The sequence below is a fragment of the Nocardia sp. NPDC049737 genome, from assembly GCF_040674755.1.
GTDB lineage: Bacteria > Actinomycetota > Actinomycetes > Mycobacteriales > Mycobacteriaceae > Nocardia.
The window spans coordinates 260,548-280,163 of sequence record NZ_JBFANH010000007.1; the positions used below are offsets into that span (position 1 = coordinate 260,548).

Consider the following 19,616-nt stretch of genomic DNA (forward strand, 5'->3'; position numbering starts at 1 on the left):
CATCGGCCGAGAAGCCTCCGCCAAAGTTCCACTTGATCTTGATCAACTAGTTCACCACTGGCCGTATTCGGCGGCGAGGATGTTGTTGACGTCTACGCCGATGCCGTCGATGGCGCGTTTGTCGATCTCGATCTGGTGCAGGTGCGCGGCGGGGTGTACGAACCCCTTGGGTGTGCCCCAATTGTGCTGCCAGTACCAGGAACCCAGGCCCGCGGACCGTGCCAGTTCGATGGTCGGCGCATTGGCGTAGATGCCGACGTTCTGTTTGCCGAGCACCGACTCCCAGCCGAGGATGTACGGCGCGATCATGGTCGCGAAATCAGTCGGGGTCGGGTTGTCGTCGATGGAAGCGTAGATCGGCCGGTCCTCCGGACCGCCCGCGGCCAGATGCAGTTCCAGGCCGCGATCGGCATGCTTCTTGCCCGCCTCCAGGCCACCGCGCCAGTCGGCTGTCGAGCCCTTGCCGAACTGGTAGTTCGACACGATCGTCAGCCCGGCGGCGTGCAGTTGATCGACCTCCTTGGCGCGCAATGGCTTCCCCTCCATCCATTCGGCGCCGGGACGACGATCGGAGACGTAACGGATGACGCCGAGGTGACCGTCATCGAGGATCGCGTCCGCGGACGGAACGCCACCCGCGTAGTCGATCAGAGTGCCGAGCACACCGGCGGCCGAAGCGCGGGGCGCGGCGATTCCGACGGCGGCGGCCGCGGCGGTGTAGGCGAACAGCTGGCGGCGAGACACAGAAATGGAACGCATCGCAGGACTCCTTCGCGCAACCTCGACCATGGACAGGTAGCGTGCCCGGCGCACCTTCCCCAAGGTTCACTCACGCGCCGGGAGCCTCGAACGTGCACTCATTTCACCATATTCACATTGGAACCGCTAGACCCACTGGAAACAGGACTTCACACTTGCCACACTGGTAAAGGGCTGGTTCTAGGCGATGCTGTCGAGCTGCGCCGCGACATCGATCGTGCGACCCGCACTGTCGCTGAGCTCGTCGCGCACCACCCCGGCGACCTGCGCGATGACCTGCTTTTTGATACCGGCCAGCGCACCAAGCGTCGCCGCCCGCATTCCACGTGCCTTGAACTCGAGCCGCAGGTCATCGGGTGCGGGCGGTGGCACATCGACGACGATGAGCAGCGGATCGGCCGCCCGCGCTGTGAGCACCAGTGGAATCTCGACATCGGCGCGGTATTGGTTGGCCTTGAGCACATCGACGGTGATATCCAGGCTCACCGGCAGTGTCAGATCGAACGACACCGGCTCGTCCGAGCGATCCGTCAACTGCGGCGTTCGAATATTGCCCTGCACCGTGACGGTGGCGGAGTCGCGCGGTCCGGTGCGTAGCGGCCCGACCTCGATCGGGCGGCCCGCCATCCGCTCCACGAATTCGAAGACCCGATCGCGGGTGACAATGCGGGAGAAGAACTGATGTCCGAATTCGTCATAGCCGATCCAGTCGAATCCGGTCTGGTCGACGTGCTCGGAACGGACGCCCCTGATGATGGCCTCGACGTCGAAGACCCGGCCGCGCCGGGCCTGTGGTTCGGCGAGCATCGCATTCACTCGATTAGCGACCTCGCGCTGCACCACCCCGGCGATCGGATCGAGCAACCATTCCCAGGCCGAGTCGATGGCCTGTGCACGCAGCACGAAGCTGACGTCACGCGCGGTGATCGGCGGGATATCGATGACGATGAGCAGCGGGTCCGCGGTGCGCGCATGCAGCGTCAGATCGATTTCGGCGACCGCCTCCAGCCGCATTTTCCGGCCGCCGAGCAGCACCTTCACCGACATCGTCAGTGGCACGGTCAGCTCGAAGGTGACATGCGGTCCGTTGCGCAGAATAACCGGCTTGCCCACCTTGCCCTCGGCCATGAATCCGGCCAAACCCACTGGTCCGAGGGAGAACGGGCCGATGGCGACGCCGTGATCGGTCATCGCGGAGACCGCGGCTTCGATTCGTTCGGCTGTCACCGCGTGGGTGACGAACCGTTCCCCGAAGGCGGCGTAGTCGATCCACACCGGATCATCGGTCTTTTCCTCGATTGGCAGCATCAGAGTTTCCGAAACCCTCACCTCTCAACGGACAACCGACACGGTACGCGACGCAGATTTCGGCGAGGTCGGGCCGACATGTCCCCACCCAGGGGTCCCTGTCCTGCTGATGAGGGGGTAGCAGGACAGGGACCGAAAGACGGCGCTGCCGGGCGCCGCCTAGTCAATGGTAAGTGCTAGCGGAGGACCGCCGACAATGCGTAGCCACTAGGAAGACCGGCTAAGTACCAACACTATTCACAAACGGCCGAATCCCACCACCCCCGGAACCTCCGTCAGCGCGAAACGATGGATCGCGACCTCGCCCAATTCATTGCCGCCCATGGTCGTCACGGTCCCGTTCGCGGCCGTGAGCACGAAATTCGTGTGCTGGCTGAAGGGGCTGCCCTCGGCGTATAGCAGCACGTCACCGGTGCGCGGCTGATATCCCGAACCGAGCGGCGCGAAGCGATTCGCGCCCTGGTAGTACTCCTGCAGCGTGTACACGCCCGGAATCCGCCACGATCCGGAATTCGGATTGGCCAGCGGCGCACCCGCCTCCCGCAGCACCCAGCTCACGAAGTCGGCGCACCACGGTTCGTCGGACCCCTCGGCGTACTTCGAGCCCTCACCCGGTGCTTTGAATTCCCGTTCGAGGACCGCGACGATCCGCCCCTGGACGGGGTCCAGCCCGGACCTGTCGATCGCGGGAAATGCGGTCAAGCGATCACCGGCGATCGCGGGTTGCGCGCGGTCCTGCCACCAGCGCACCCCGACCACACCGGCCGCGACCAGCGCAACCACAAGCAGGCCGAGCACCGGCCACACATACCGTCGCCGCTCGGCCACCTCATGCACCGACATGCTCCCCTCCAGGATTCAAATCTTGATCATTAGGACGAACGAGATCGCTCCGCGGTTCCCGCGGATGTGGTCGAGGTCGGCGACTGTTCCGAATTCCTGTCAGCGCATGACATTCAGTGATAATCTGCGGTGGACTTGGGATGCGGTGAAAACCAAACCGCATGTCGGGCAATCGTTTTGTAGGTTGTCTAGGCGAGTTGCGTCGGACGTTGAAGCTCGATGGAGACCATGTAAGACCTGGCGTTGCCGGGCGGCGGTATTGCCACGAGCAGACCTGCGACTTCGGTTGCAGGCCAACCCTGGTGGAGTAATTCGTCAGGTCGTGCAAGCGTGCCGCACCTTTTGACACGTTTCACGAACGGAGGTACGGCCCTGGACACATTGTGGACGTTCGTAGTGCATCGGCGCGCACAGCTGGTCACCGATTCGTATTTGCATGTCTCGGCGGTGGTGCAGTCGATACTGCTCGCGACGATCGTGGCCGTGCTGATCGGAGTGCTGGTCTACCGCAGCCCGTTCGGTTCCTCGGTGGCGACGGCGCTGGCCAGTGCCATACTCACCGTCCCGTCGTTCGCGCTGCTCGGACTGCTGATTCCGTTCCTCGGACTCGGTGTCGGGCCGACGATTACCGCGCTGGTGCTCTATGCCCTGCTGCCGATTCTGCGCAACACCATAATCGGGTTGGCCTCGGTAGACCCGGCGATTGTGGATGCCGCGCGCGGAGTCGGCATGAATCGACTGCGCGTGCTCGCGCGCATCGAATTGCCGCTGGCCTGGCCATCGATACTGACCGGGATGCGGGTCAGCACCCAGATGATCATGGGCATTCTGGCCATTGCCGCCTATGCCAAGGGACCTGGACTCGGCAATCTGATCTTCTCCGGCCTGGCCCGGCTCGGTAGTCCGAATGCGGTGCCGCAGGCGCTTGTCGGCACGATCCTGATCGTCGTACTCGCGCTGATCCTCGATGGGATCTTCGTCATCGTCGGGCGACTCACCACCTCGAGGGGAATACGTGACTGATACCGAAATCCGCGGCGACAGTACGGCATCGACGGTATCCGGCGTCGAGATCGTGCTCGACGAGGTCACCAAACATTATCCGGGCCAACGTGATCCGGCTGTCGACCGAGTTTCGCTGACCATTCCAGCGGGCGAAATCGTCGTCCTCGTCGGGCCGTCCGGCTGCGGTAAGACGACCACCATGCGGATGATCAACCGCCTCATCGAACCGACCTCGGGCACCATCACGATCGGCGGACACGATGTCACCGGCGTGAATCCGGACCAATTACGCAGGGGCATCGGCTATTCCATCCAGCAGGCCGGGTTGTTTCCGCATCTGACGGTCGCGAAAAACGTTGCGACAGTGCCCGGCCTGATCGGCTGGGACCGCAAGAAGGTCGCCGCGCGGACCGACGAAATGCTCGGGCTGGTCGGCCTGGATCCCGACACCTATCGCCATCGTTATCCAAGGCAGCTTTCTGGCGGTCAGCAGCAGCGCGTCGGGGTGGCCCGCGCGTTGGCGGCCGATCCGCCGGTGCTGTTGATGGACGAGCCGTTCGGCGCGGTCGATCCGATCACCCGCGGCCTGTTGCAGGACGAGCTGCTACGTCTGCAATCCGAACTGGGCAAGACCATTGTGTTCGTCACCCACGATTTCAATGAGGCGGTGAAGCTCGGCGATCGAATCGCGGTGCTGGGCAGCCAATCTCGTATTCTGCAGTACGACACCCCGGCGGCGATCCTGGCCGATCCCGCGGATGAGACCGTGGCCGGTTTCGTCGGCGCGGATGCCTCGCTCAAGCAACTCACCCTCACCCGGGTCCGCGATGTCGAACTCGGCGGCTGCCCGACGGCCCCGGAGTCCGATTCGGTCGACAGCCTGCGTGCCGCGCTGGCCGGACGAGATTGGCCGTGGGCGCTGATTCTCGACGCCCAGCAGCGGCCGCTGCGCTGGATTTCGAGTGAACAACTCGCACACGCGAATTCGTTGCGTGATATCGGATCTCCGGTCGGTGAGCAGTTATCGCTGCAGTCGACACTGCAGGATGCGTTGGAGGCCTTGCTGGCCGAGCAGACCGCGACCGCGGTCGTCACCGGCCGACGCGGTGAATACGCCGGATTGATCACGATCGATACGCTCGTCAGCCATCTGTCGGCCATGCGCGCCACGCATGCGGGCGCGGAGACGGATGCGACGACATGACCACGGCGACCACCGCACCGGCCACGGCATCGCCGACGACACTGCGGCGGGCCGAACGCATTCGGCTGCTGGTCCAACCGGCGCTCGTGCTCGTACTGACGGCGGGTGTGCTGGTGTGGGCCTTCCGGCGCGATCTCACCGCCACCCAGCAGGCCAGCATCAGCGTATCCAATATCGCGACCGTCACCTGGCAGCATGTGTTGATCACAGCGACAGTGGTGGTGATCGTCGTCGCGGTGGCGGTGCCGCTGGGAACACTGCTCACGCGGCCCGGATACCGCCGCCTGGCACCGCTTTTCGTCGGGATCGCCAATATCGGCGCCGCAGCTCCTGCGATTGGTCTGATCGTGCTGTTCTACCTCGCCACCCGCACCACCGGCTTCTGGATCGGCGTCGCGCCGATCGCGTTCTATTCGCTACTTCCGGTGCTGCGCAATACGATCCTGGGCTACCAGCAGGTGGATCCGGCGGTAATCGATGCCGGACGTGGCCAGGGCATGTCGGCGCTGACGGTATTGCGCCGCATCGAATTTCCGCTCGCCATCCCCTATATCCTGGCCGGGCTGCGCACCTCGCTGGTGCTCGCCGTGGGCACCGCGACGCTGTCGTTCCTGGTGAGCGCGGGTGGCCTCGGCATTCTGATCGATACCGGGTACAAGCTGCGCGATAATGTCACGCTGGTGGTCGGTGCCGTACTCGCGGTCGCGCTAGCGCTGCTCGTCGATTGGCTGGGCGCGTTGGCCGAACAGTACTTGGGGCCGAGGGGGTTGAAGTGAGGGCGTGGGTACTGGGTGTTGCGGCCGTATTCGTGTTGAGCGCCTGCGGATTACAGTCCGGAAGCGCGGTGCCGCTGCGGGTGGGTCCCGGCAGTATTCGTCCGGTACCGGAGCTCGACGGGGTGTCGATTACGGTGGGCTCCAAGGATTTCACCGAGCAGAACATCCTCGGATATCTCATCGAATTCGCGCTCTCGGCGGCGGGCGCGCAGGTCCGCGATCTGACGAATATCCAGGGCTCCAACAGTGTTCGCGATGCCCAACTGCACGGGCAGATCGACATCTCCTACGAATACACCGGTACCGGGTGGATCAACTATCTCGGCAACGAGACACCGGTTCCGGATGAGGTCGGGCAGTTCGAGGCGGTTCGCGACGCGGATCTGGCCGCGCACGGCATCGTGTGGACGGATATGGCCCCGATGAACAACACCTACGCGCTGGTGATGAGCGCCAACACCGCGAAGGAGACCGGTGTTGTCACATTGTCCGACTACGCCCGGCTGATCGCCACTGATCCGGCCGCCGCCGCGACCTGCGTCGGCACCGAATTCAATGTGCGCCAAGATGGTTATCCCGGGATGGCGCGCAAGTACGGGATCGATACCGGCAAGGTGCACAAGCAGATCGTGCAGGATGCGGTGGTCTATCAGGCGACCGCAGATGCCAAGCAGTGCCGGTTCGGTTCGGTCGCCGCCACCGACGGCCGGATTCCGGCGCTCGGGCTCGTCTTGCTGAAGGACGATCTGGGCTTCTTCCCGAAATACAATGCGGCACTGGTGATGCGGAAGTCTTTCGCCGATGCGCATCCACAGGTCGCCGACATCATGGCACCGATATCGAAGAAGCTGACCAATGAGGCGATCACCGAATTGAACCGCCAGGTGGACGTGGATGGCCGCGAACCCGCTGAAGTAGCGCGGGATTGGATGGTGGCGGAAGGGTTCGTCACGGCTCGCTGAAATGGGTCCGAGCGCACACTTTGCACACTCGGACCCATTTGAATCAGGCCTGGGGATCGCGGCCCAGGTAGCGCAGCAACTCGGCGACCGCCGTGTCGTCCTGCGCACCGTCGACGATTGCGGCGTACGCACCCCACTGACGCAGCGGCTCAACGATTTCCGCCTCCGGACCGCCGCCGGGCGCTGGGTTCGTGGTCCGCGCGGCAGTGAGCAGGTATTCGGCGAGTTCGTCGTTCAACGGTGACGACTGTCCGGTAGCGATCGCGATATCCCAGGCGTGCACCGCCGCGTCCAGTGCGCACATGACGGCGGCGACCGGGGTCGGCAGCGCGCCGTGCGGCAGCGGGGTGGGCACCGTCTCGGTCTCGTCGGTGACGGTAGCCCAAGCGGTCTCGGTCTGCTCGACCGCATCGCGCACCAACTCGGCGGCGGTGCCCTCGATGGCGCCGGACGGGTCGAAGGGGTTGTAGGCCGGGCCGATTCCGATACCGAGCGCTTCGGCAAAGGCGAGCTGATCGCCTGCGGCGTGCTGAATCACCTGCGTGACATCCCATTCCGAGCACGGGGTCGGCAACTGCCACTGGTCGTCGCCGATACCGGCGACCACATCGGTCAGGGCGCGGTAAGAGGTGGCGAGGACATCACGCCAGACGGGGCGCAGGGTCGCGGTGGCGTCGGCGGCAGTGGTGATGTTCATGACTGGCCTTTCTTTTTCCTTCTTGCTGATGTCACCAAGCCTATGCAGCTATTAGGCTAGTTTCGTTCCTAATACATCGGCTTAATCCAAAAAGATTTTCGGAGGCGACGGTGGCGGCCACCACAACGCGAGTTCTGCGCCTGCTCTCGCTGCTGCAGGACCGCGCGCATACCGGCCGTGAGCTGGCCGAACGGCTCGACATCACGGACCGAACGCTACGCAAGGACATCCAACGGCTGCGCGAACTCGGCTATCCGGTGCACGCCGAGCGGGGTGCGATCGGCGGCTACCGGCTCGGCCGCGGCAGCACCATGCCGCCGCTACTGCTCGACGACGATGAGGCCGTCGCGGTGGCCGTGGCCATCGGCCTGACCGAGGACGGCTCAACCGGTATTGCCGATATCACCGGGAATGCCGCCCGCGCACTGGCCAAACTCGAACAGATCCTGCCGAAACGCCTGCAGCGCAAGGTGACAGCGCTGCGCAACGCGACCGCCATCGGACCGGCGACCACCGGCTCCCGCGAACCGGATGCCCCGGTCCCCGCCGCGATACTGACCACGCTCGCGAGCGCCATCCGCGATGGCGCCACCGTGCAGATCGGCCTGGATGCCGACGCGGACAACGAAATCGAGCCCTACCGGCTGGTCAACTGGCAGCGCCGCTGGTATCTGGTCGCCTATGACCTCGAAACCCATTCCTGGCGTGCGATTCCTGTCGCCCAGATACTGCGCGCCGTCGCGGGGGCACGCCGATTCGCCGCACGGTCGCTGCCCGATGACGACCTGGTGGCCTTCGTCATGCGCGATATCGCCAGCACGGGTTGGAAAGTGCATGCCCGGGTGACGGTCCTGGCACCCGCCGAGACGGTAATCGCCCGGGTAAACCCGGCTGTCGGCGTGGTCGAGGCCGTCGACGCCGATACCTGCATCCTGCTGACCGGCGCGGATGCCCTCGAGACCATTGCCATCTACCTGAGCATGCTCATGATGGACTTCCGGGTCGAGGGCCCGCCGGAACTGGTTGCGCACCTGCGCACCCTCGCACGGCGTTATACCGAGTCGGTCGAACTGGCACCTTAGCGTTATCCAACGTCGCGGCAAGGCTTTTCGGTCGAAGTTAGGTTGTAGCGGGTACGTGAACGGTGGATCAGCTCTTGATCCCGAGGGAATCAGGAGGCATATCACCATGGCGGACACCCGCCCTTCGATCGCCCGCTATCTGCGCGAGCGCCGTGCAGCAGCCGGGCTCACGCACGCCGCGATGGCCGTGGCCACCGGATTCCCGCAGTCGGTGATCGAGGATTTCGAACAGGGCGTGGTCGCGCCCACCTCGGCAACGCTGGGCCGGTTGTTCGATGCGCTGGGTGTACCGGTGTTCTTCCGCGACCACATCGTGAGCCTCACGCAGGCGAGCCAGTTTCCGGATACCTACGGTCCCGTGCCGAGCGTGCCGCTGCCCACCGATCTGCGCACTTTGCGCAGCGTCGCCCAGCCCGCCTGGTTCCAGATCGTGCCTACCTTCGATCTGGTCGCGGCGAACTCCGCTTATCTGCGGCTATTTCCCGGGCTCGAGCCCGGCGACAATATCCTCGAGTGGACGATGCTGAATCCGGACGCCAGACAAGCCGTGCACGAGTGGCACAAGGAAGCGCATCTGATGGTGTACGCGCTGCGGATGATGGCACCGGGCCTGGTGCCGCAGGAGCGGTTGGACAAGATCATCTCTGCCTGCCGGTCGGCGCCGGAGTGGGAGCAACTGTGGCTCACCGATGTGGCACCGGCTGATATCGCCCGGCCATGGATCCACGTGCGCGATCCGGCACGCCGCGAACCGCGCCGAATGATCTTGAACGTCTTCATGTCCGAATTCCCGCGGCGGCCGTGGTGGATGTACACGCTGGTGCCGATCGACTGATCCGCCTCGGCGGCCTGCTCGTCACCCAGGTGGCCATTCAACGGCCCGAATGCGTGGCCGGTCAGGTGCTCGATCCGGCCATCGAACGACGACGGGGCCGATCCTCGCCATTGCGGATCGGCCCCGTCGTCGTTCGAATGATCAGGCGTGCCCGGCCTTGTCGGCGGCATCGGCTGCCTTGCGCATCGGAATCACCAGCGTGAGCACGATGGCGACCAGGGCCGCGGCCGTGGCGATCAGGAATGTGGTGTGGAAGCCGTCGCGCGAGGGCAGCACGTGCGGGCCGAGTTGCATCGTCATATGGGCGAGCACGACGCTCATCACCGCCGCCGAGGTCGAGGTGCCGATCGAGCGCATCAGCGAATTGAGGCCGTTGGCCGCGGCGGTCTCGGTGAGCGGCACCGCGCCCATGATCAGCGCGGGCATCGCGGCATAGGCCAGACCGACACCACCCGCGACGATCATCGCCGCGATCATGAGCTCCCAGACGCTGTTCATCAACACCACGGCACACAGATAACCGACCGCGATCACCGCCGAACCGAGCGCCAGCGTGACCTTCGGGCCGCGGGCCGCCGACAGCCGCGCCGAGACCGGCGACAGCAGAATCATGACGAATCCCGTTGGGGCCAGCGCCAATCCGGCATTGACCATGGACAGCCCGAACCCGTATCCGGTCTGTTCCGGCGCCATCATCAGCTGCGGGAAGGTCAGCGACATGCCGTAGAGCGCGAATCCGACCGCGATGGAAGCGAAGTTGGTGAACAGCACCCGCGGCCGCGCCGAAACCCGCAGGTCGACCAGCGGCGAGCGCTGCTTCAGTTCGAAGAAGCCCCAGATGAGGAATACCACTACCGACAGTGCGAACAGGCCGAGCGTGCTCGCACTGCCCCAGCCCCAGTCCGCGCCCTTGGTAATCGGAATCAGCAAGGCCAACAATGCAATCGACAGACCGACCGCACCACCGAAATCGAAACGAGCGGGCGTGCGCACCGGAGACTCCGGTACAAAGACGAAAACCAGTGCGGCACAGACGACACCGAGCCCGCCCGCGGTCCAGAACAGCATGTGCCAGTCCGCATTCTGCGCGATCGCCGCCGCCAGCGGCAGACCGAGCGCACCACCGACACCGAGCGTGGCACTCATGATCGCCATCGCGGAACCCACCTTCTCGGCGGGCAATTCGTCACGCATGATGCTGATGCCGAGCGGGATCGCGCCGACCGCCGCGCCCTGCAGCGAGCGCCCGATGATTTCGGGAACCAGCGAGGAGAACAGCGCGCACACCACCGAGCCGGCGACCAGCGACACCAGATTGGCGAACAGCACCCGGCGTTTGCCGAACATATCGCCGAGTCGGCCACTGATCGGGGTTGCCACGGCACCGGCCAGCAGGGTCGCGGTGATCACCCAGGACGCATTGGACGCCGAGGTGTCCAGCAGCGTCGGCAGGGTGGGAATGATCGGAATGACCAGCGTCTGCATCAGCGAGACGACGACACCGACCATGCCGAGGGTCGCGATGAGCAGACCGGATGTGGGGCGGCGCGCAGCGTCGTCCTCGGTGACGGTCGAAGACACGTCGGCGGCAACAGACATGAATATGTACGGTACATATCTTATGTATCGTGCACAATTTGCAATCGGCGTGATTCAGCCGACATAGTGTGGGCCATGTCCGAATCAGGTCCCGAGGATGACGATGCGCTCACCCGCCTCGTCTTCGAGCTGACCCTACTCTCCCGACACTTCCCGGCCTCGCTGCTGCGCCGGCCCGGATTCCAGCTCGACCGATCGGCGTATTTGATCCTCACCAGACTGGAAATGGACGCTCCCCTGAGCCTGCGCGAGCTGTCGGAGGCCTTCCAGCTCGATATCTCCACCATCAACCGGCAGGTCGCCGCGATGCTGAAGCAGGGGCTGGTCGAGCGCGTTCCCGATCCGGACGGCGGTATTGCCCGCAAGATCCGCGCCAGCGCCAAGGGCCTGGAATTGGTGGCCGCCGATCGCGAGCAGAGTCAGGAGGGCATCGGCGCGGTCGTCGCCGACTGGACCGTCGCCGACATCACGCAAATGAGCGGGCTCATCTCCCGGTTCAATATGTCGATAGAGCATCTCGAAGAGAACCCGTGGCCGCGCCCGCCCGCCGCCCACTAGGGCGAGTGGCGCGGCGCCCGCGACGTCGGGCAATATCGCTGCGGTGAGGTTCGGGTACGGGGTGGTCGCGGCGTCGCTGTTCGTGACGTCGCCGCTCGCCGTCGGCTGCGGACTCGATACCGAGGCCGATGAATGGAACGGCTGGACGGTGACGGTGTACTACACCGCCGTCGAGTCCTATCACTCCGGCCCACTCGAAACCGTGCGCGGCTGTAGCGATCTCGAATGTACCGATGCCAGTGTTGAAATCGGCTCGCTACCAGAGGATTTCGTCGATGTGGTGCGCGATGAGGGCACCGGCCGGATCACCAGCGGCGAGCACGCGGGTCAATACCTGAACTGGTCCTACGATGTCGGTTTCTGGCTCGACACCGAACCGAGGGACACCCGAGGCGAGGCGCTGCATCCCTTCGAGAGTGCCGCGGCAGATGGCATCGAACCGGGAACTCGGTTGCGGCTCACCGGTTGTGGAGCAGCGGGGCCCGAGAGCGTATGCGGCAAATTCACTGCCGCGACTTGGACGATCGGCGACGAATTCACGCCGGGACTCGGCGGCCCACGGCATCTGGACCTCTACATCGGTGAGGAAGATTCCGAAAGTTTCACCGAGGGACCGGATTTCGTGACATTCACCGGTGCGACGCTCGAACCCGTCGAGCCCTGACCCGCTTCGAAATACACGCCGGGGGTAATGCCGTAGCAGCGCCGGAACCAGCGGGTCAGATGAGCTTGATCGGCGAATCCGGCTTCGATCGCCGCCTGACTGATCGGTCGCCCCGCGACGATCAATCTGCGAGCCGTGCGTAGGCGCAGCAGCCGTTGGTAATCGCTCGGCGCCAGACCGTAATTGGCGCGGAAGGCGCGATACAGCGCGAATCTGCTGCATTCGGCGGCCTCGGCCAGATCGTCCATGGAGATGGGATCGAGATGGCGATCGTGCAGCACGGCGCGGACCCGTCGCGCGATATCGGCTACCGAACCGGCCTGCACCACAGCGGTTCTCGTCGGCGTTCGGGTGCCGCGCTGCACCAGTGCCGCGACCGAGGCGGCCAATGCCTCGTCGGCGGCGAGTTCGGTCGCGGGGCCGATCAGACTCGCACAAAGCTTGCGCAGCGCCGATAAAAGCACCGGATCGCGGAGCACCGGGTCGGCGAACAATGGCAGACCGATCGGGCGGCCCGCACGGTCGGAAAGCAGATCGGTGATCAACTCCGATCCGATATGCGCGATCCAGTAGGTGAATCCGAGTTCGGTCGTGCTGTGGCCGTCGTGTGGCTCGTCCGGATTGAATGCCATCACCATGCCCGCGGCACTGGTGCGCGTGGCGCCGCGGCAGTCGAAGGTCTGTGCGCCGAATTCGGTCAGTCCGAACGAATACGTCTCGTGACTGTGCAGGTCGTAGACGTGCCGTTCGAAATGCGCGTGCATGACCTCAACCGAGCGGTCCGCCATTCGCCGGTAGTCGACCCATTCACGCTCGGTCACCTGTCCATTGTCGCCGCACCAGCGTTCAATACTCGGGCGCGAACCCCGCCGATGATCGAGCTGTGCGTATCCGATTGCTATTGATACTGGTCATGGCGTTGTGGGGCAGTGCGTTCGCCTCCTCGAAACTTGCGGTGAACGAGGTGCCGCACGCGGTCGCCGGATTTCTGCGGTTCCTGATCGGCACGGTTGTGCTGCTCATCGTGCTGCGGGCGCCGCGGCTACCCGCCCCGGATGCCGCTCGCGCGGCAGGGATCGGGCTGGTCGGCGTATTCGGCTACAACTTTCTGTTCTTTCTCGGGCTTGCCCTGGCTCCCGCCGCGGACGGCAGCGTGATTGTTCCGATGGCGGCACCTATTTTCACGGTCGCCGTGACGGCATTGCTCGGCCGCACTCGGTTGTCGCGCATCCGAATGGTCGGGCTGACCGTGGCCGTTGCCGGCGCGGGCGTGTTCATTCTCGGCATCCCCGAGACCGGCTCCCATCGAGTGCTCGGCGATCTGGTCTTCCTCGCGGCGGCGGCCTGCTGGGCTGGTTACACGATGCTCGGAGCGCCACTGTTGTCTCGGTTGTCCGCCCCGACCGTCACCGTGTACGCCACCGCCGCGGGCACACTCGCGCTCGGACTCATCGCCGCTCCCGAACTCTCCGACGTTCGGTGGTCCGAGCTGGACCTCGGATTCTGGCTCAATCAGGCCTATCTGGGTGCGCTGCCCACCGCCCTCGCATATGTCCTCTACTACCGCGCGGTGAGTCAGATCGGTCCGGCGACCGCCTCCGCGGCCATGTTTTTGGTGCCCGCCTTCGGCCTCAGCTGTGCATGGATGTTGCTCGGGGAGTCCATCTCGCCGACGCAGGCGCTCGGCGCCGCGCTCATGTTCATCGGTGCCTGGCTGAACACTCGCAGCGAAGCACCGCTGCCCGCGCCAGAGCCAGTTGACGTGCGTTCCTGAGGTTTGGATGGCCGCTGGCGAGGCATTACGTGGACGACACGACCGTCTGGGCTAGGAGGATCGGGTGTCTTCTGCAGTAATAGCAATAGTGGTCGTCGTGGTGGTGGTGCTGGTCGCGGCCGGGTTGGTGGTCGCGGCTTGGCCGATGCTGCGGCAAAGGCGACTGCGCAAGAAGTTCGGGCCCGAATACGACCGGACCATGCAAGAGCTGGACAGCCGTAAGGCCACTGACCGTGAGCTGAGCGGACGGGAGCGGCGCCACGCCGAACTCGATATACGGGAGCTGTCCGAGCAGGAAAAACAGCGGTATCGCACCGAGTGGGCGCAGATGCAGGAACGCTTCGTCGACGCTCCGGCGGATGCGGTAACGGCGGCCGATGTGCTTGTCGCCGACATCATGGCCGAGCGCGGCTATCCCACCGAAGGGTATGACCAGCAGCTGGCCGACCTGTCCGTCGAGCACGCGGCGACGGTGGGCCACTATCGCGCCGCACACGAGATCGCGGTCCGGCGCTCCGATACCCGAATCTCCACCGAGGACATGCGTTTCGCGGTGGTGCAGTACCGCGAGTTGTTCGAGGACCTGCTCGGCGGCGCGCCGGAGGACAGGAAGGATGCAAAGCGATGAGCACGGAGCAGGAGCGGCGGCGGAATCTGGAAGCCGAAGTACCGGAGGGGGTTTCGCCTACCGCGACACGGACTGGCACCGAGACCGATTCGGCTGCGTCGTATGGGCCGGCACCGATATCGGAAGCTGAGGCGAGTGGGGGCGGCGATACCTCGGCGGTCAGCGGGGCTGAGGGCAAGGGCGCGGCGGCGGGTGAGGGCGCGGCCGCAAGCGAGCGCACGCCGGCGGGCGAAAGCGCGGCCACGAACGAGCGCACGGCCACAGGTGAGGGCACCGCCACAGGTGAGGGCACCGCCACAGACAGGGGCACCACCACAGACCAGCGCACAACCACAGGCGAGGGCACCGCCACAGACAGGGGCACCACCACAGACCAGCGCACAACCACAGGCGAGGGCACCGCCACAGACAGGGGCACCACCACAGACCAGCACACGGCCGCGGGTGGGAGCACCGCGGCAGGCACAGACGCGGCCACAGACCAGCGCGAAGCCGCGGGCAGGAGCACGGCCGCAGAGCAACGCACAGCGGCAGACCAACGCGCGGCAGCAGGCGGGAGCGCTGCCACAGGGCCACAGGAGATCGGCGATCAGCCGCTCATCGATGCTGCCGATGTTGAGCGCTTGCGCACCGCATGGCGGCAGGTGCAGGGCAGTTTCGTGGACAACCCCCACGATGCGGTGACGCAGGCCGACGATCTGGTCATGGCGACGGTTCAGCAGTTGTCCGCCACACTGGCCGAGCGCAAGCAGTCGCTGGAACGGCTGTGGTCGCGCGAGGAGGACGGCGACACCGAGGATCTGCGACTGGCGCTGCGCAGCTACCGCGCCTTCTTCGACCAGTTGGTCGGCAGCGGGAAGTAGCGCGGTTCAGGCCGAGGCAGCGGAGGAGTTCAGCTGCAGGCTCTTGTATCGAGCCCGGAATCTTCTCGTATCGGAATCGGTTGTGGGCCAACGGCGTCAGCGTGCGCCGACGCGGGAAAGAGCCCGATCACCCGTGGCTGCGCCGCGACCACCACCCGCGGCGTTGCCGAAATCGCGGGCGTCAGCCCGGGCGCGCGACACCGCCTGGCCCAATCTGCGCGACAACATCCTCGCCGGACTAGACCGTCTCATCTCCACTGGATGATGGATGTGAAACACCTATGTCGCATGGGCGCGGCAATACCATAGGCTTGCGCCGTGATTTCCGAGCGTGCAGTGGTCGACGGGCGTTTCGAGTTGCTCGAGCCGCTCGGCAGCGGCGGTATGGGGACGGTGTGGCGCGCATATGACCTCGCGCTGCATCGCGAGGTCGCGCTCAAAGAAGTGCGGGCTGAGACGGATGGCGCAGGCTCGCCCGGCGTGCACCGCGAGCGGGTGTTGCGGGAGGCCAGGGCGCTGGCCCGGATCGGTCATCCGAATGTCGTCGCCATCCACCACATCGTGGATTCGCCCGAAGTCGCACATCCGTGGATCGTCATGGAACTGGTTCGCGGACAAAGTCTCGCCGATCACCTGGCAGGTGGGCCGATGCCGCCGTTGCAAGCGGTGCTCCTCGGCCGTGGCATCCTCGCCGCCCTCCGTGCCGCACATCAAGTCGGTGTACTGCACCGCGACATCAAACCCGCGAATGTGCTACTGCGCGAAGACGGTTCACCGGTCCTGACCGATTTCGGTATCGCCGCCATCAACGGCATGAACGGTTTGACCTCCACCGGCAGCGTGGTCGGCTCGCTGGATTATGTTGCGCCGGAACGGCTCAGCGGCCAGGAGGGACACACCGCCTCCGACCTTTGGTCGTTCGGTTTGCTGCTGTACTTCGCGGTGGAGGGGTTTCACCCGATGCGGCGGGAGTCCACAGTGGCCACACTTGCTGCCGTCATCAGAGGGGAGGTGCCGCCGCCGCAGCGGGCTGGGGTGTTGACCGCGGTTTTGACGGCACTGTTGGTGCCTGATCCGGATCGTCGGCCGAGTGCCGAGCAGGTGGATCTGATGCTTGCGCAGGCGATTGGGTTCGGCGGTGCGCCGGGGGTGTTCGGTGGGGCGGGTGCGAGGAGTGGGCCGGGAGTTCTTGGTGAACCCGATGCAGGCAGGGGTCCAGGGGCTATTGATGGACCGGGGGCGGGCAGTGGCCCGCAGGCTTTTGCCGGGCAGAGTGGGTTTGGCGGGCAGAGTGCGGCCGGCGCGCCGGCCGGATCCAACCCCCTAGGCGCGGCCCATGCCGCCGTCAGCCCACCAGCCTATGGCCCTGGCGGCTTCAGCACTCCCAGCGCATTCGACACCCCCGGTGCGGGAAATGCGCGCGGCGGATTCGAAACGCCAAGCGCGCCCAACACGCCTGGCGGATTCAGCACGCCAGACGCGGGCAACGCATCAGGCGCATTCAGCGCACGCGGAGCGGCCGACACACCCTATGCACCGGGCGGATTCAATTCGCGAGGCGCGGGCAATGCCCCCGGTGCCTTCAATTCGCCCGGCTCAGTTGACGAGTTGCACGGCCCCAGCGGCATGGCACCCGCCACGTACCCCCATGGCTTCACGAATCCCCCTGCACGCAAACCACTCTCACGCGGGATCGTCGCCGGCTTCGCGGCCGCCGCAGTCATCGTTGCCGTCGTCGCCACGATCACGATAGCGGTCCTGCGCCCCGATTCGACCGGCAACCAGGCCAATCCGAGCAATCCCCCCACGACCGGTGAATTCCCCGCCACAAGCCGAGCCGCATTCCCGACGTCCGGAGCACCCGTAACCGGCAAAGCCGTCGACCTCCTGACCCCGACCGGCATCCGGCAGGCCATAGCCGCGCTCGAAAAGGTCTCCGGCAGCCAAGAATTCAACGAAGCAACGTTCTATCCGACCTATGCCAACGTCGGCGCACCGGTCAAAAACAAACCCGACCTCTACGACCTGTTCGTCTATCGCGACGGAACAGCCACCCGAAAGGGCGCGGGCGGCCCGCTCTCGGACAAGGCCACCGTAAAGCTGAGCTCGATCAACTGGGACATCCTCCCCGACCTATTCCGGACCGCCGACGAAAGCCTCGGTATACCCACCCCCACCCTGCGCTACGTAATCGTCGACCCAGCCTGGACCTTCAACAACGACCAGCCAACCGTCATGGTCTACCTGACCGACGACTACGGCGGCGCCTACCTAGCCGCCAACACCGACGGCACCGTAGTAACCAAATACCCCAGAGGCCGCTGACCCCATCACCTTTCGCCCGCACCGACACGAAACCCCCTGCACCTGACTCGAATCAGGTGCAACAGCGGATTTACAATCAAATATTCGTACCGGGAATCACGCACCGCCCGTCGGGCCCAATATTCCCGATGATCATCCCATCCGACAACGTACAAAAGCTGCCGATCTGAACGCACTCCCGATGCGTATTCATGACCATCTGATCCCCACAAGGCATCCCAGGATCATCCGGATCAGCCTGCGCACTCACCGGAAACAGCACCGCAGCTGCAGCAGCAATAAATAGCGAAATACGAAACATGATCAATCCTCCGAACCATGACGAATCGCGCACGCACTCTACAATTCAGACCGTCCGATCCTCGACATTTCGCATCGAACAAAATCCGTCCCCGACCAGGTCGATCCTACTCCGGCACTCCCAATCGCTCACACATACGAACGCCACCGCACATATCCCATGCTCCAAAATTCAGTCGGTCATAAGACCGTGGTCGGAGGCGGCGCGACGGGGTTCGCCGTCGGTGTCGGGTTGGTCGCCGACCGGGACGACGCCCCCGCCGCGTACCGGACCCACACCACCGAACTCGTCCTGCACCGGCCACCGCTCGGCGTCAACTGACTACCGCGCTACCCCGCGGAGCTGAGTGCTGGGGCACCCCGGGTGCTGAGGTAAGTGCGAAGTTCCGCGCCGCGGACGCGCCGAGGTCATCGCGATCGCTTGACCATACACATAGGACTAGATGTATTGTCAAGCTACCTCGGCCGGATCGAAGGAAAACTATGACCCCTCCACGCCCCAAACAACTCGACTCCCCCGTATTGCCGAAGATCTTCAAATACACAGGTAAAGCCCAAGTTTGGGTCTACCAACGCACCGGTGGACGCGTCGGCGGAAAATGGCGCATCGGTGCCGGATTCCGCAAGCCGGTCCCGACTCTGCTGCTCGAACATCGAGGCCGGAAATCCGGGAGCACATACACCACGCCGCTGCTCTACATCACCGATCGCGCCGACACGGTTATCGTCGCGTCCCAGGGCGGCCTCGCCAAACACCCGCAGTGGTACCACAACCTTTGTGCCGCCCCCGAGACCCACATCCAGATCGGCCGCGAACGCCATGCTGTGCGCGCAGTAACCGCCGACTCGGACCAACGCGCGCGCCTATGGCCGAAGCTGGTCGACGCCTACGCCGACTTCGACACCTACCAAGCATGGACCGAACGCGAAATCCCGGTCGTCATACTCCAACCCCGCACCGCGCACGACTGACCCCCTACTGTGCGGCGCAGTGCCGAAGTCGGTCACAATCGAGCAATGCCAGGCAGGGTGAACGCTATCGGCCCGGAATTCGACTGGGATCAGGACGTCGCGGTGAAGCCGGCAAATGTCGAGCCGCAGGAATGGCCGCCCGCAGCGCCAGCATGATGGCGCTGCACCAGGCGCAGCCGCGCAGCCTCGATGCTCCGTATTCGCGCCAGCTGCATCCTCGTTCGGTGCGCTGGCCAGAATGCTTGCGCGACAGGCCACTTCCGCGGCAATGCTCCGTAGGCGACTACGCTCACCGCAATATCGGCATGGGTGACGTGATCAACGAGGGAAGGCGTAATGGAGGATCGCGCCGCGCGATTCGAGGAGCTGGGTCGCCTGGTACCGATCCCCCACCCATGGGACATAACGGAATACATCGCGCGGGTGGCAGAGTACCGGGGACGGCCGATCACGTTGTGCCCG

Annotated in this window: 21 protein-coding genes; 14 read left to right on the top strand and 7 right to left on the bottom strand. The window is 64.9% G+C overall.

All coding sequences use genetic code 11. The annotated features are described in order from the left end of the window. Positions 1 to 51: 51 nt before the first annotated feature. From AB0J47_RS12820 to AB0J47_RS12830, 3 genes are all read right to left on the bottom strand, one after another. A complete protein-coding gene (locus tag AB0J47_RS12820; protein WP_364344493.1) occupies positions 52 to 759 on the bottom strand; it encodes a DUF1906 domain-containing protein in 708 nt (235 codons plus the stop codon). A 180-nt stretch (positions 760 to 939) separates the two neighbouring features. After that, positions 940 to 2,067: a hypothetical protein gene (locus tag AB0J47_RS12825; protein WP_364344496.1), complete on the bottom strand. Its 1,128-nt coding sequence runs from the start codon at positions 2,065 to 2,067 to the stop codon at positions 940 to 942. 237 nt (positions 2,068 to 2,304) lie between these two features. Then, complete coding sequence (locus AB0J47_RS12830) at positions 2,305 to 2,910, bottom strand: CHAP domain-containing protein (protein ID WP_364344499.1); 606 nt, start codon at positions 2,908 to 2,910, stop codon at positions 2,305 to 2,307. Positions 2,911 to 3,282: 372 nt separating this feature from the next. On the opposite strand from AB0J47_RS12830, the gene AB0J47_RS12835 reads away from it, so the two are divergent. From AB0J47_RS12835 to AB0J47_RS12850, 4 genes are read left to right on the top strand one after another with little or no spacing between them, the layout of a single operon-like run. Then, positions 3,283 to 3,933 (top strand): ABC transporter permease, encoded by a 651-nt coding sequence (locus AB0J47_RS12835; protein ID WP_364344632.1) that lies wholly within the window; start codon positions 3,283 to 3,285, stop codon positions 3,931 to 3,933. Further along, positions 3,926 to 5,119 (top strand): ATP-binding cassette domain-containing protein, encoded by a 1,194-nt coding sequence (locus AB0J47_RS12840; RefSeq protein ID WP_364344502.1) that lies wholly within the window; start codon positions 3,926 to 3,928, stop codon positions 5,117 to 5,119. The genes AB0J47_RS12835 and AB0J47_RS12840 overlap by 8 nt, the downstream gene beginning before the upstream one ends. Further along, entirely contained in the window at positions 5,116 to 5,895 is a 780-nt protein-coding gene (locus tag AB0J47_RS12845) for an ABC transporter permease subunit (protein ID WP_364344505.1), read from the top strand. Before AB0J47_RS12840 ends, AB0J47_RS12845 begins: the two co-directional genes overlap by 4 nt. Then, a complete protein-coding gene (locus tag AB0J47_RS12850) occupies positions 5,892 to 6,857 on the top strand; it encodes a glycine betaine ABC transporter substrate-binding protein (protein WP_364344508.1) in 966 nt (321 codons plus the stop codon). The genes AB0J47_RS12845 and AB0J47_RS12850 overlap by 4 nt, the downstream gene beginning before the upstream one ends. Positions 6,858 to 6,900: 43 nt before the next feature. Here AB0J47_RS12850 and AB0J47_RS12855 read toward each other — a convergent pair whose 3' ends face one another. Continuing rightward, entirely contained in the window at positions 6,901 to 7,554 is a 654-nt protein-coding gene (locus AB0J47_RS12855) for a TIGR03086 family metal-binding protein (RefSeq protein WP_364344511.1), read from the bottom strand. Between the two features lie 110 nt (positions 7,555 to 7,664). Here AB0J47_RS12855 and AB0J47_RS12860 point away from each other — a divergent pair, with 110 nt between their 5' ends. Beyond that, complete coding sequence (locus AB0J47_RS12860) at positions 7,665 to 8,636, top strand: WYL domain-containing protein (RefSeq protein ID WP_364344514.1); 972 nt, start codon at positions 7,665 to 7,667, stop codon at positions 8,634 to 8,636. Positions 8,637 to 8,742: 106 nt separating this feature from the next. Continuing rightward, positions 8,743 to 9,471 (top strand): helix-turn-helix domain-containing protein, encoded by a 729-nt coding sequence (locus tag AB0J47_RS12865; protein ID WP_364344517.1) that lies wholly within the window; start codon positions 8,743 to 8,745, stop codon positions 9,469 to 9,471. 141 nt (positions 9,472 to 9,612) lie between these two features. Here the strand turns inward: AB0J47_RS12865 and AB0J47_RS12870 are convergent, their stop codons facing one another. Next, entirely contained in the window at positions 9,613 to 11,070 is a 1,458-nt protein-coding gene (locus AB0J47_RS12870) for an MFS transporter (protein WP_364344520.1), read from the bottom strand. A 75-nt stretch (positions 11,071 to 11,145) separates the two neighbouring features. Here AB0J47_RS12870 and AB0J47_RS12875 point away from each other — a divergent pair, with 75 nt between their 5' ends. Further along, complete coding sequence (locus AB0J47_RS12875; RefSeq protein ID WP_364344523.1) at positions 11,146 to 11,628, top strand: MarR family transcriptional regulator; 483 nt, start codon at positions 11,146 to 11,148, stop codon at positions 11,626 to 11,628. 43 nt (positions 11,629 to 11,671) lie between these two features. Beyond that, positions 11,672 to 12,292: a hypothetical protein gene (locus tag AB0J47_RS12880; RefSeq protein WP_364344526.1), complete on the top strand. Its 621-nt coding sequence runs from the start codon at positions 11,672 to 11,674 to the stop codon at positions 12,290 to 12,292. Here AB0J47_RS12880 and AB0J47_RS12885 read toward each other — a convergent pair. Beyond that, entirely contained in the window at positions 12,202 to 13,113 is a 912-nt protein-coding gene (locus AB0J47_RS12885; protein WP_364344529.1) for an AraC family transcriptional regulator, read from the bottom strand. The two genes, AB0J47_RS12880 and AB0J47_RS12885, sit on opposite strands and share 91 nt — an antisense overlap. Before the next feature lie 62 nt (positions 13,114 to 13,175). Between AB0J47_RS12885 and AB0J47_RS12890 the strand changes: the two genes are divergently transcribed. The 4 genes from AB0J47_RS12890 (at position 13,176) to AB0J47_RS12905 (ending at position 17,882) form a co-directional block, all read left to right on the top strand. Beyond that, positions 13,176 to 14,066: a DMT family transporter gene (locus tag AB0J47_RS12890; RefSeq protein WP_364344532.1), complete on the top strand. Its 891-nt coding sequence runs from the start codon at positions 13,176 to 13,178 to the stop codon at positions 14,064 to 14,066. Positions 14,067 to 14,130: 64 nt separating this feature from the next. Next, entirely contained in the window at positions 14,131 to 14,694 is a 564-nt protein-coding gene (locus AB0J47_RS12895) for a hypothetical protein (protein ID WP_364344535.1), read from the top strand. Next, the gene (locus tag AB0J47_RS12900; protein WP_364344538.1) at positions 14,691 to 15,557 is read left to right on the top strand and encodes a hypothetical protein; all 867 of its coding nucleotides are present in this window, start codon (positions 14,691 to 14,693) and stop codon (positions 15,555 to 15,557) included. The genes AB0J47_RS12895 and AB0J47_RS12900 overlap by 4 nt, the downstream gene beginning before the upstream one ends. Before the next feature lie 318 nt (positions 15,558 to 15,875). Continuing rightward, positions 15,876 to 17,882 (top strand): protein kinase, encoded by a 2,007-nt coding sequence (locus tag AB0J47_RS12905; protein WP_364344541.1) that lies wholly within the window; start codon positions 15,876 to 15,878, stop codon positions 17,880 to 17,882. Between the two features lie 76 nt (positions 17,883 to 17,958). On the opposite strand, the gene AB0J47_RS12910 is transcribed toward AB0J47_RS12905, so the two are convergent. Beyond that, positions 17,959 to 18,183, bottom strand: a complete 225-nt coding sequence (locus AB0J47_RS12910) for a hypothetical protein (RefSeq protein WP_364344544.1) — start codon at positions 18,181 to 18,183, stop codon at positions 17,959 to 17,961. Between the two features lie 159 nt (positions 18,184 to 18,342). Here AB0J47_RS12910 and AB0J47_RS12915 point away from each other — a divergent pair, with 159 nt between their 5' ends. Continuing rightward, positions 18,343 to 18,504 carry a hypothetical protein gene (locus AB0J47_RS12915; RefSeq protein WP_364344547.1) on the top strand — a complete coding sequence of 54 codons (162 nt, stop codon included), beginning with the start codon at positions 18,343 to 18,345 and terminating at the stop codon, positions 18,502 to 18,504. Between the two features lie 161 nt (positions 18,505 to 18,665). Next, positions 18,666 to 19,154, top strand: a complete 489-nt coding sequence (locus tag AB0J47_RS12920) for a nitroreductase family deazaflavin-dependent oxidoreductase (protein ID WP_364344550.1) — start codon at positions 18,666 to 18,668, stop codon at positions 19,152 to 19,154. The last annotated feature ends 462 nt before the right edge of the window (positions 19,155 to 19,616 follow it).